This is a genomic window from Rathayibacter sp. AY1D5, assembly GCF_002932515.1.
Classification (GTDB): Bacteria; Actinomycetota; Actinomycetes; order Actinomycetales; family Microbacteriaceae; genus Rathayibacter.
This window is the reverse complement of record NZ_PSVU01000005.1, coordinates 26472-38222: the sequence shown is the minus strand read 5'-3', so window position 1 is coordinate 38222 and position 11751 is coordinate 26472. Positions and strand designations below refer to the sequence as shown.

The following is an 11751-nucleotide window of genomic DNA, read 5'->3' as shown; positions in this document are numbered from 1 at the left end:
ATCAGAGCACCAGCCAGAACCCCGCGAGCAGGAACGGTCCGAACGCGACCCGTCCGCGGACGCGCAGCACGAGCACCCACAGCCCTGCCACCGCGAAGCCGACAGCGGGCGCGGCGACGACCTGCTCGGGTCCGAGAGCCGCGAGCGGCGGTGCGAGGGCCGCCTGGAGCTTCACGTCGCCGAGGCCCAGCCCGCCCGCCGCACGCAGCACGCCCAGGCACAGCACCGTCGCGAGGACGGCGACAAGCGTCCCCTCCGTGGGCGCGAGGACGGCTCCGACCGCCAGCAGCGGGAGCGTGACCGCGTTCGGGAGCCGGCGCCCGCGCACGTCCGCCAGCACCAGCGGCACGCTCGCGAGCGCCACCGGGACGAGGCCGGGCGCCCGACCGAGGTGCGGGCCCCCGATCAGGAGGAGCGCCAGGGCGCCGAGGAGCAGGGCGGCCCGGTCGAGCAGAGATCCGCGGAGCATCCGCCGAGACTAGGGGGCACCGCCCTCGGGGCGTCGGAGTTCTCCACAGGGCGGCCCGCCGGCGTGCTCGGGCGGCGGCGGGTCCCTCCCCGGCCTCAGTCGCGCGGAGGCAGCGGTCCCAGCAGGAGCGACGCCCAGGCGCCGTGAGCCGACGCGTCGTCGGAGGGGTGGAACTGCCCGGCGAGCACGTCGCGGTAGAGGCGGCCGAGCTCCGACCTGCGCTGGTACGCCGACCCGCCCGCGATCCGGACGGCGCTCTCGACCACGCGGAGCGCTCCCTCCGTGGTGCGGATCTTCACCCCCACCAGCGACGGGAACCAGCGCGCGCCCCGGTCGACGAGCGCGTCCACGTCGGCCGCCGCCGAGCGCAGGGGCGCCTCGAGCCCGTCGAGCAGCATCCCGGTCTCAGCCACCCGGTGCCGCACCTCGGGGTCCTCCGCCAGTGGCCGCCCTCCCGCCCGGAGGGAGGTCCGTCGGCGGACGGAGGCGACGGCGAGCTCGAGCGCGCGCTGCGCGACACCGAGGTAGACCGAGGAGATCAGCAGCTCGAAGGCCGCGAAGACGGCGAAGACGAAGGGGTCGGCGGTCGGTCCGACGGGCAGCGAGCGGATCATCCGCCCGGCCGGGACGACGACGCCGTCGAGCACCGTCGTGCGGCTCTGGGTCGCCCGCATGCCGAGCGTGTCCCAGTCGTCGCGGACCTCGAGCCCGGCGACCGCAGACTCCGGGCTCTCACGGTGCACGAAGCCGTGCACGAGCCGCGGCTCCGTCCCGCTGTCGTCGCGGCCGAACACGCCGAGCCGCGTCCAGGCGGGCGCGAGGGAGGTGAAGACCTTCGTGCCGGTGAAGCGGTAGCCGCCGTCCCCGAGCGGCTCCGCCCGCGTCAGCGAATCCGAGAGCACCAGGTCGTTGCCCGCCTCGCTGTTGCCGAAGGCGAAGACGTGACCCGCCGCGGCGTCGACGAGGACCGAGCGGAGGGAGTCGTCGCCCCGCTCGAGCAGGAGCCGCGCGATCCCGGTCCAGACCAGGTGCATGTTGACGGCGAGCGCGGTCGCGGGCGCGGCGGTCGCGAGGCGCGTCTGCTCGGCGGCCGCCTGCTCCAGGAGGAGGCCGGCACCGCCGAGCTCCTCGGGGACGAGCAGCGCCAGGTAGCCGATCGAGCGCAGCTCCTCCAGGTCGTCCGCGCAGAACGCGTTGCGCTCGTCGTAGTCGGCCGCGCGGGTGCGGAAGCGCTCGAGGAGCGCGTCGTCGAGGATGCTCACCCGTCCACGCTACGCCCCGGTGCCGTGCAGGGACGCGCCCGGCCCGGGATCCTCGGATCCCACGGACCGGACGCACAGCGAGCCCGTCAGGCGAGCTCGTTCGATTCCAGCATCTCGGTGACCAGAGCGGCGATCGCCGAGCGCTCGGAGCGGGTCAGCGTGACGTGCGCGAACAGCGGGTGGCCCTTCAGCGTCTCGATCACGGAGGCGACCCCGTCGTGCCGGCCGACCCGGAGGTTGTCGCGCTGCGCCACGTCGTGGGTCAGCACCACCCGGGAGTTCTGCCCGACCCGCGAGAGCACCGTGAGCAGGACGTTCCGCTCCAGCGACTGCGCCTCGTCGACGATCACGAACGCGTCGTGCAGCGAGCGCCCGCGGATGTGCGTGAGCGGCAGCACCTCGAGCATCCCGCGCTCGATCACCTCGTCGAGCACGTTCTGCGACACCAGCGCTCCGAGCGTGTCGAAGACCGCCTGCGCCCAGGGGTTCATCTTCTCGGCCGCGTCGCCGGGCAGGAAGCCGAGGTCCTGGCCGCCCACCGCGTAGAGCGGCCGGAAGACCATGATCTTCTTGTGCTGGCGCTTCTCCAGCACCGCCTCCAGGCCCGCGCAGAGCGCCAGCGCCGACTTGCCGGTGCCGGCCCGGCCGCCGAGCGAGACGATGCCGACCTCCGGGTCGAGCAGCAGGTCGATCGCGAGCCGCTGCTCCGCCGACCGCCCGTGCAGGCCGAACACGTCCTTGTCGCCGCGGACCAGCGTGATCTGCCGCTTGCCGGTGACCCTCGCGAGAGCGGAGCCGCGGTCGGAGTGGACGACGAGTCCGGTGTTGACCGGGATGTCGGCCACGACGTCCGTGAAGAGCCGCTCGCGGTCGTAGAGCTCGCTCATCGCGTCGCCGCCGAGCGTCACGTCGTCCATGCCGGTCCAGCCGGACTCGGGGGCCTGCTCGGCCAGGTACTCCTCCGCGGCGAGGCCGATGGAGGCGGCCTTCACGCGCATCGGCATGTCCTTGGACACGACGGTCACCGCGGCGCCCTCGCTCTGCAGGTTGAGCGCGACGGCGAGGATCCTCGCGTCGTTGTCGCCCATCTGGAGCCCGCTCGGCAGCACCGACATGTTCGAGTGGTTGAGCTCGACGCGGAGCGTGCCGCCCCGGCCGACGGCGATGGGGAAGTCGAGGCGCTCGTGCTGCACGCGCAGCTCGTCGAGGCGGCGCAGGGCCTGCCGGGCGAAGTAGCCGATCTCGGGATCGTTGCGCTTCCCCTCGAGCTCGCTGATGACGACGATCGGCAGCACGACGGCGTGCTCCGCGAACCGGAACATCGAGGAGGGATCCGACAGCAGCACCGAGGTGTCCAGGACGTAGGTGCGGAGGAGCTGATCGGCCGGATCCGAGGAGCCGTGCTGGACACGGCGGTGGACGCCGCCCTGCGTCCCGGTCTGCGGATCCATGCCCTGGGGAACTGTCACGACGACTCTCCACACTCCGGGGGCCGGAGCCCCCGGCTCATGTCCTCGAGCCGGCCTCATCGGTGCGTGTCGTGCACCGCGCAGCGTCCCTTCGGCGTCTGCGCGATGTCGAGCCGTACTTCTGTGACCGTCTCGACCAGGCGCTGTACCTGATGACTCGAACCTAACCCGGCGAATGACATCCGTGTGCTTCTCACCGCTACGAATGTGTAACCAGTGTGTGAACGCGCGGAATCCGGCCTAGTAGTCGATGCTCGTGGCCGACGAGATCAGGGCGGCGCGGAGCAGCGCGAGGGTCGCGTCGGTGGTGCCGGCGTGCGCGCTGAAGCGGACGGTGCTCGGACGCAGGCGCGCGGTGACGCCGTGCGCGGCGAGGGAGGCCGCCAGCGGGGCCAGTTCCTCCGGCTCCGGCTCGACGACCACGATGCCGGCGCGCTCGTGCTCGCCGCGGGAGCCCACGACCGCCAGCCCGAACTCGTCCGCGAGGTCGACGATCGCGCTGACCCGCTCCGCCACGAGCGCGGCGATCGTCGACTGCCCGACCGCGGCGACCTCCTCCAGCGCCGACGCGAGCCGGGCCTGGGCGATCGGGTCCGGGTTGCTGATGCTGAAGGCGCGGGCGTCGCCGCGCGGCGGAGCCACCTCGTCCCACGGCTCCGCCTGCTCCGATCCCGTCCAGCCGGAGAGCACCGGGGTCAGCCGCGACAGCGCCCGCTCGCTGAGCGCGAGGAAGCCCGTCCCCCAGCCGGCGCGGAGCCACTTCTGGCCGCCGGTGACGACCACGTCCGCCAGCTCGTAGGGCGCGTCGACGACGCCGAAGCCCTGGATCGCGTCGAGGACGAGCATCCGGTCGCCGATCACGTCGCGGATCGCCGCGACGTCCGCGAGGTAGCCGGTGCGGGAGTCGACCAGGCTCACCGCGACGGTCGTCACGTCGTCCGTGAGCTGCTCGCGGACCGCCTCCGGCGTCACCCGTCCCTGCTCGGTCCGCAGCCAGCGGGGCTCCACCGAGCCGAGAGCCTGCGCCGAGCGCACCGCCGCGAACGGCAGGCTCGGGAACTCCGCGGCCGACAGCAGCACCGCGCCCGAGGCGCCGAACAGCGCGTGCAGGAGGCCGGTCGAGGTGTTGGGCTGGAAGACGACGCGGTCGCTGGGGACGCGCACGAGCGCCGCCGCCGCCTCCCGGACGCGCTCGTCCTGCCGGAACAGCTCGTCGAGGGTGCCGCTGCGCGCGCGCACCAGCAGCTCGACGGCCGCCTCCTGCTCGGCGGCGACGGTCGCCGAGAGCGGGCCCACCCGGCCGAAGTCGAGGTACCCGGTCTCCTCGCCGAAGCCGGCGAGGTAGTCCTCGGTCGTGGTGGAGGTGGCCTCGTTCGAGCTCATGCCGGCCCTTCCGGTCGGTGGTGCGGCAGGAGCCGCGAGGTCAGCTGCCGAAGCGGCGGTGCCGTCCGGCGTAGTCGCGGAGCGCGCGGAGGAAGTCGACCTCGCGGATGTCGGGGCCGAGCGCCTCCATGAAGTAGAACTCGCTGTGCGCGCTCTGCCAGAGCATGAAGTCGGAGAGGCGCTGCTCCCCCGAGGTGCGGATGACCAGATCGGGGTCGGGCTGCCCGCTGGTGTACAGGTGCTCGCCGATGAGCTCCGGGGTCAGCAGGCCCGCGACGTCCTCGATGGAGGAGCCGCGCTTGCCGTGCTCCTCCAGGATGCTCCGCACGGCCTGGGCGATCTCGTGCCGCCCGCCGTAGCCGACCGCGAGATTGACGTGCAGGCCCGTGTGAGAGGCGGTGCGCGCCTCCGCCGTGTCGAGCGCGGCCACGAGCGAGGGCGGGAGGCCCTCGTCGGAGCCGACGTGCTGCACGCGCCAGTCGGGCTGCTGCGAGACCTCCTCGGCGAGGTCGGCGATGATCGCGATCAGCTCGGTCAGCTCGCTGCTGTCGCGGCCGACGAGGTTGTCCTGCGAGAGCAGGTAGAGGGTGACGTGGCGCACGCCGAGCTCGTCGCACCACTGCAGGAACTCGTGCACCTTGGCGGCGCCGGCCCGGTGGCCGTGCGCGGCGGTCTCGAGGGCCCGCTGCCGCGCCCAGCGCCGGTTGCCGTCGATGATCATCGCGACGTGGTTCGGCAGGGAGTCGGGAGGAAGGCTCGAGCGGAGGCGCTTCTTGTAGACGCCGTAGAGGAGGTCCCTTCCCACAGGCAGTCTCGGCTTCGGCACAGTGACACGGTAGTCGACCCGGGGCGCTCCTCGAAGCCCGGCGGCGCTCGGCGTCGGCCCGGGACGGCGTCGTAGTCTGTCCGGCATGAGCCAGCGGCCGACGCCTCCCCCGTCCGATCCCCGCGCCCGCACCGACCGCGGCGGAGACGCCGTCGGAGCGGACCGCCCGGACCTGCCCGCCCTCCCCCTCGTCGAGGACGCGATCGAGCACGACTCCTCGGCGGAGGTCCGGCCCACCTGGCGCGGCTGGATCCACGCCGGCCTCTTCCCGCTCGCGATCGTCGCCGGAGTGGTGCTGATCGTGGTCGCGGAGGGGACCGCGGCGAAGTGGGCGGCCGCGGTGTTCGCGACCACGTCGCTCCTGCTCTTCGGCAACTCCGCTCTGTACCACCGCTTCGACTGGAAGCCGCGGACGAAGATGATCCTCAAGCGGATCGACCACGCCAACATCTTCCTGCTGATCGCCGGCACCTACACGCCGCTGGCCGTGCTCGCCCTGCCGCCCGCGCAGGGCACGCTCCTGCTGGTCCTGGTCTGGGCGGGGGCGCTGCTCGGGATCGGCTTCCGCGTCTTCTGGATCGGCGCGCCGCGCTGGCTCTACGTGCCGCTCTACCTGCTGCTGGGCTGGGCGGCCGTGATGTACCTCGGTCCGCTCTTCGAGGCCAGCGCGACGATGATGGTGCTCGTCCTCGCCGGCGGGCTCTGCTACTCCGCCGGAGCCGTGATCTACGGGATCAAGAAGCCCAACCCGGTCCCGGGCGTCTTCGGCTTCCACGAGATCTTCCACGCGCTCACGGCCGTGGCGTTCCTCTGCCACTGGACGGCGGCGCTGATCGTCTCGCTCCACCCCGCCTACAACGCCTAGCGGGGCCCGGGCCCACCGCTGCGGGCCGGGCTCAGCCCTCGTTGCGCTCCGCCTCCTCGGCGTCGAGCCGCTCCTTCACCTGGGCGGTGTAGGTGGTGCGCCGCACGCGCCGGACCATGTCGAGCGCGAGGAGGACGGCGGCCAGAGCGATCACGAGCATCGTGATGAAGCCGAAGAGGCCCGGCGTGACCGTGTCCTCGTTGAACTCGGGACCCGGGGTCGGCACCGTCGTGGAGGCGAGGACGACGGCGCGCTGGGCGCCCTCGAGCAGCCCGGCGATCACGCGCGCACCTCGTCGGCGACGACGACGCCGGAGCCGTCGGGCTCCGGGGACACCGGGGCGTCCCCCGAGGGCTCGGGGTCGGGAGCGATCGGCGGGACGACCGCGGTCGGGCCCGGGGCGAGCTCGGCCAGGTCGAGACCGGCGAAGAGATCCGTCTCGGGCGTCGGCGCGTCGACCCGGCTCTCGACGAGCTGGAAGTCGTCGGTCGGCCAGGCGGCGTCGATCGCCTCGTGCGGGAGGAAGAAGAAGGCGTTGTCCGGAGCGACCTGGCTGGCGTGGGCCAGCAGGGCCGCATCGCGCCGATCGTGGAAGCCGGAGATCACGACCCGCGTGGTCGCGAGGTACGGGGTGTCCTCGTTCCAGCGCTTCATCTCCTCGAAGACCGACAGGCGCGGGTCCTCCGGGTCGATCGAGCGCAGGTGCTCGGCGATCGCCCGCAGCTTCTGGCCGCTGAAGACGCGGTCGTAGTACAGCTTCGAGACCGACCACGGAGCGCCCGTGTCCCGGTACTCCTCGGCGAGGCCCGCCGCGCGGTAGGCCTCGACGGCGACCTGGTGGGCGCGGATGTGGTCGGGGTGCGGGTAGCCGCCGTTCTCGTCGTAGCTGATGATCACGTGCGGCCGGAACCGGCGGACCAGGCGCACGAGCGGAGCGGCGGCCGTGGCGAGCGGCAGACCCGCGAACGAGGCGGCGTCGACCTTCCCGTCCTCGGGCATGCCGGAGTCGACGAAGCCGAGCCAGGCGTGCTCGACGCCGAGCGCCTCGCGAGCGGCCGCCATCTCGTAGCGGCGGAGGCCGCCGATGTCGCGCTCGGCGTGCGCGCGGGCCTCGAGGCCCTCGTTCAGCACGGAGCCGGCCTCGCCTCCGGTGCAGGAGACCACCATGACCTCGGCGCCCCGCGAGGCGTAGGCGGCCAGTGTCGCCGCGCCCTTGCTCGACTCGTCGTCAGGATGGGCGTGCACGGCGAGGAGGCGCGGAGTGTCCCGCACCTCCGAATCGACGGAGACCTCGACGGCCTGGGACACGATCGCTCGATTCCTCGGGGTTTAATGGGATCGGCGCTCCTGTCCGCGAAGGACGCGCGCCACCCGTCCAGAGTAGACGCATCACCCAGGGAGTTCCGTGGCCGCCCGCACGTCCGAGAGCGTCGAGGGAGCCGCCGCGCCCGCACTCGATCCGGACGCGGTCCGCGCCGCCGGACCCCTCGCCACCCGCTACGGCCGCACGACGCGCACCCGCCGCGGCAACCGCTGGCTCTTCGGCGGCGTCGCGCTCGCCTTCGTCGCCGTCTTCGCCGCCTGGGTCGTCTGGGCCGGACTCGACGGAGCACGCGGCGGAGTGGACGTCCAGGACACCGCGCACCAGGTCGTCGACGACCGCACCGTCACCGTCTCCTTCGACCTCACCGCGCCCGTCGGCCGCGAGGTCGCCTGCGCGGTCCAGGCCCTCAACGAGCAGTCCGCCGTGGTCGGCTGGCTGGTCGTGGAGTACCCCGCCTCGACGGAGCGCTTCCGCTCCTACACGGAGACCGTCCGCACCATCGAGCTCGCGAACACAGGTTTGATCTCCTCCTGCTGGCTCCCGTAGGCTTGCCCGAAGCCCTGACGGACTCGTCGGGGCCTCGCCATTCCCACCGCCGCCTGACGCCGGCCGTCCCCACCGCCGGACGCGGACACCTCCGCACGGTGCTGTCGGGCGCCGCGAGCGCGGCCCGCAGAGCAGGAGCCCACCATGGCCGACCAGTCACAGGTGACCTGGATGACCCAGGAGTCGTACGACCGCCTCGAGGCGGAGCTCACCGAGCTGTCCACCAACGGACGCGAGGAGATCGCCAAGCGCATCGAGGTCGCCCGCGAGGAGGGCGACCTGAAGGAGAACGGCGGCTACCACGCCGCGAAGGACGAGCAGGGCAAGATCGAGGCCCGCATCCGCCAGCTGACCTCCCTCCTCCGCGAAGCCGAGATCGGCACGCCCCCCGAGAGCCACGGAGTCGTCGAGGCCGGCACCATCATCACCGCCGAGATCGCCGGCGACGAGTCCCGCTTCCTCCTCGGCAACCGCGAGATGGCGGGCGAGAGCGACCTCGACGTCTACAGCCCCCAGAGCCCCCTCGGATCGGCGATCATGGGCCTGAACGTCGGCGACACCGCCCGCTTCACGGCACCCAACGGGCGGGAGATCGAGGTCCGCGTCGCCAACGTCGAGACCTGGTCCGGCCACTGATCGCACGTCGCGGCGCTCTCCGCGGCGTTGTCGTCGGGCGCGATACCGCCGGTATCGCTTCCTCCTCCGCCTTGCGGAGAACGCCGCGACGCACGATCAGCCCTCTCCAGACCGGGGGGCGCCGGCTTCGCGGCGACAGCGTCGGGCGCGACACCGCCGGTATCGCTTCCTCCTCCGCCTTGCGGAGAACGCCGCGACGCACGATCAGCCCTCTCTGAAGGGGAGCGGGGCGCCGGCTTCGCGGCGACAGCGTCGGGCGCGATACCGCCGGTATCGCTTCCTCCTCCGCCTTGCGGAGAACGCCGCGACGCACGATCAGCCCTCTCTGAAGGGGAGCGGGGCGCCGGCTTCGCGGCGACAGCGTCGGGCGCGACACCGCCGGTACCGCTTCCTCCTCCGCCTTGCGGAGAACGCCGCGACGCACGATCAGCCCTCTCCGAACGGGAGCGCCGCGCCGGCTTCGCGGCGACGGCGAGGGCGCGAGATCGCCGGTACCGGCTTTGTCCTCCGCTCTGCGGAGAACACCGCGGCGCCCTCGAGCGATCAGTTGCGGGAGATGCGGGGGGCGTAGCCGGCGTCGGTGAGGACCTGGATGACGCGGTCGGCGTGCTCGGGGCCGCGGGTCTCGACGCTGATCTCGATCTCGACCTCGCTGATCTGCAGGCCCCGGCCGTGCCGGGTGTGCAGCACCTCGACCACGTTCGCGTTCGCCTCCGAGATGAGCTCCGCGATGCGCGACAGCTGCCCCGGACGATCCGGCAGCCCGATGCTCATCTTGAGGTAGCGCTCCGACGCGGCCAGGCCCCGGCTGATCACCCGCTCCATCATCAGCGGATCGATGTTGCCGCCCGACAGGATGACCGCGGTCGCTCCGGCGTCGCGGATCTTCCCCGTCAGGATCGCCGCGATGCCCACCGCGCCCGCGGGCTCCACCACGAGCTTCGCCCGCTCCAGCAGCACCAGCAGAGCCCGGGCGATGTCGTCGTCCTCGACGGTGACGACCTCGTCCACCATCTCGCGGACGATCGCGAAGTTCAGCTGCCCCGGCTTCGCCACGGCGATGCCGTCGGCGATCGTCGGAGAGATCGTGATCGCGGTCGGCTCACCGCTCGCGAGCGAGAGCGGATACGGTGCCGCGTTGGCCGCCTGCACGCCGATGACGCGGAGAGTGCGCCCCTCCTCGGCCGCCTTCTGCTTGGCCGCCGAGGCGACCCCGGCGATGAGGCCGCCCCCGCCGATGGGCACCACGATGGTCTCGACGGCGGGGGCCTGCTCGAGGATCTCGAGGCCGACCGTGCCCTGCCCTGTGATCACGTCGGGGTGGTCGTAGGGAGGAACGAAGACCGCGCCCGTGCGCTCGGCGAACTCCGCCGCCGCCGCGAGCGCCTCGTTGAAGATGTGGCCGCTCAGCACCACGTCCGCGCCGTAGTCGCGGGTGGCTGCGAGCTTGGGCAGCGCGACGCCGATCGGCATGAAGATCGTGGCCTTGATCCCCAGCTCCCGCGCCGCGTAGGCGACGCCCTGCGCGTGGTTGCCGGCCGAGGCCGCCACGACTCCGCGGGCCCGCTCCTCCGGGGTGAGCCGCGACATCCGGAACACGGCTCCGCGGATCTTGTAGGAGCCGGTGCGCTGGAGGTTCTCGCACTTGAGGAACACGGGCGAGCCGAGGACCTGCGCGAGGAAGGTGCTCGTCTCCATGGGGGTGGCGGCGATGACGGGGGCGAGGACGGCGCGGGCCGCCTCGAACTCGTGGAGGGCGGGTCCGACGACGCGGCTAGTCTGCATGCTCTGCGGCAACTCTCTCGGGGGTTCGGGTCGGCGAGCGCCAGGCTCCGCTCGCGACGTACTTGACCATGACGTTGAGCGTGGCCACGACGGGCACCGCGAAGAAGGCGCCGGCGATGCCGCCGATGATCGAGCCTCCTGCCACCGCGAGCACGACGGCCAGCGGGTGGACCTTGACCGCCGACCCCATGATCAGCGGCTGGAGGATGTGGCCCTCGAGCTGCTGCACCGCGAGGACGACGATCAGCAGGAAGAGCGCGATCAGCGGTCCGTTGTAGACCAGCGCGATGAAGACGGCCAGCGCCCCGGTCACCACGGCGCCGATGACCGGCACGAAGGAGCCGAGGAAGACGAGCACGCCGATCGGGATGGCCAGCGGGACGCCGAGGAGGAAGGAGCCGAGGCCGATGCCGACCGCGTCGACGAAGGCGACCAGGATCTGCACCTTCACGAAGTTGGTCAGCGTCACCCACCCTGCGCGACCGGCGCCGTCGACGGCTCCGCGGGCGCGGCGCGGGAAGAGGCGGACGACCCAGCTCCAGATGTTCGGCCCGTCGATGAGGATGAACAGCGTCGAGAAGAGGGTGAGCAGCACGCCCGTCAGCAGGTGGCCGACGGTCGAGCCGACGCTGAGCGCGCCGCTGACCAGCATCCCCGAGTCCTGCTGCAGGGCCGTGAGCGCCTGCTGCGCGTACTGGTTGATGTCGGTCTCGGTGAGGTGGAGCGGCGACTCGAGGAGGAAGGCCTTGAAGTCGTCGTAGGACTGCACCGTCTGCCGGCTGAGGTCGTCGAAGCCGGAGTAGACCTGGGTGACGACGAGGAAGAGGAGCCCGCCGATCACCACGACGATCCCCAGCTCCGCCAGGACGACGGCGGCCCACTTGGGCCAGCGGTGGCGCTGGAGGAAGCTCGAGAACGGCACCAGGAGGGCGGCGATCACGATCGCGAGCAGGAGCGGGATGACGATCAGCCGCAGCTCGATGACGAGCAGCACCAGCACCGCGAGCGCCGCGACCACGACGAGGACGCGCCAGGCCCAGGCGCCGGCGATGCGCATCCCGTCGCTCACGAACGCCGAATCGGCGACGGGAGCGGGCCGGGAGGGGGCGGCCGGGGCGACGGGCGCGGCGGGCTGGACGGCGCGCGGGCCGGAGGTGCGGCGGGACCTGCCGAGTCTCATCTGCCC

At 72.6% G+C, this 11751-nt stretch carries 12 protein-coding genes; 3 read left to right on the top strand and 9 right to left on the bottom strand.

Annotation, left to right across the window (positions count from 1 at the left end; translation table 11 throughout):
* Position 1: 1 nt before the first annotated feature.
* From C5C82_RS02545 to C5C82_RS02525, 5 genes are all read right to left on the bottom strand, one after another.
* Positions 2-469 (bottom strand): prepilin peptidase, encoded by a 468-nt coding sequence (locus C5C82_RS02545; protein ID WP_104354565.1) that lies wholly within the window; start codon positions 467-469, stop codon positions 2-4.
* A gap of 95 nt (positions 470-564) precedes the next feature.
* Positions 565-1731: an acyl-CoA dehydrogenase family protein gene (locus C5C82_RS02540; protein WP_104354564.1), complete on the bottom strand. Its 1167-nt coding sequence runs from the start codon at positions 1729-1731 to the stop codon at positions 565-567.
* Between the two features lie 86 nt (positions 1732-1817).
* Positions 1818-3182: a PhoH family protein gene (locus C5C82_RS02535; RefSeq protein ID WP_104224423.1), complete on the bottom strand. Its 1365-nt coding sequence runs from the start codon at positions 3180-3182 to the stop codon at positions 1818-1820.
* 258 nt (positions 3183-3440) lie between these two features.
* Positions 3441-4583, bottom strand: coding sequence for an aminotransferase class V-fold PLP-dependent enzyme (locus C5C82_RS02530; protein WP_104232765.1), 1143 nt, complete (start codon positions 4581-4583; stop codon positions 3441-3443).
* 40 nt (positions 4584-4623) lie between these two features.
* A complete protein-coding gene (locus C5C82_RS02525; RefSeq protein WP_279630826.1) occupies positions 4624-5388 on the bottom strand; it encodes an isoprenyl transferase in 765 nt (254 codons plus the stop codon).
* Positions 5389-5494: 106 nt separating this feature from the next.
* On the opposite strand from C5C82_RS02525, the gene C5C82_RS02520 reads away from it, so the two are divergent.
* Positions 5495-6274, top strand: coding sequence for a hemolysin III family protein (locus C5C82_RS02520; RefSeq protein ID WP_104354563.1), 780 nt, complete (start codon positions 5495-5497; stop codon positions 6272-6274).
* A 31-nt stretch (positions 6275-6305) separates the two neighbouring features.
* Here C5C82_RS02520 and C5C82_RS02515 read toward each other — a convergent pair whose 3' ends face one another.
* The gene (locus C5C82_RS02515) at positions 6306-6557 is read right to left on the bottom strand and encodes a hypothetical protein (protein ID WP_258063166.1); all 252 of its coding nucleotides are present in this window, start codon (positions 6555-6557) and stop codon (positions 6306-6308) included.
* The gene (mca, locus tag C5C82_RS02510; protein ID WP_258063623.1) at positions 6554-7582 is read right to left on the bottom strand and encodes a mycothiol conjugate amidase Mca; all 1029 of its coding nucleotides are present in this window, start codon (positions 7580-7582) and stop codon (positions 6554-6556) included. Before mca ends, C5C82_RS02515 begins: the two co-directional genes overlap by 4 nt.
* 97 nt (positions 7583-7679) lie before the next feature.
* Between mca and C5C82_RS02505 the strand changes: the two genes are divergently transcribed.
* Positions 7680-8144, top strand: coding sequence for a DUF4307 domain-containing protein (locus tag C5C82_RS02505; RefSeq protein WP_104354562.1), 465 nt, complete (start codon positions 7680-7682; stop codon positions 8142-8144).
* 144 nt (positions 8145-8288) lie between these two features.
* Positions 8289-8780, top strand: a complete 492-nt coding sequence (gene greA, locus C5C82_RS02500) for a transcription elongation factor GreA (RefSeq protein WP_104225519.1) — start codon at positions 8289-8291, stop codon at positions 8778-8780.
* Between the two features lie 543 nt (positions 8781-9323).
* On the opposite strand, the gene ilvA is transcribed toward greA, so the two are convergent.
* Complete coding sequence (gene ilvA, locus C5C82_RS02495) at positions 9324-10565, bottom strand: threonine ammonia-lyase (RefSeq protein ID WP_104224429.1); 1242 nt, start codon at positions 10563-10565, stop codon at positions 9324-9326.
* Positions 10555-11745: an AI-2E family transporter gene (locus tag C5C82_RS02490; RefSeq protein WP_104225517.1), complete on the bottom strand. Its 1191-nt coding sequence runs from the start codon at positions 11743-11745 to the stop codon at positions 10555-10557. Before C5C82_RS02490 ends, ilvA begins: the two co-directional genes overlap by 11 nt.
* Between the last annotated feature and the right edge of the window lie 6 nt (positions 11746-11751).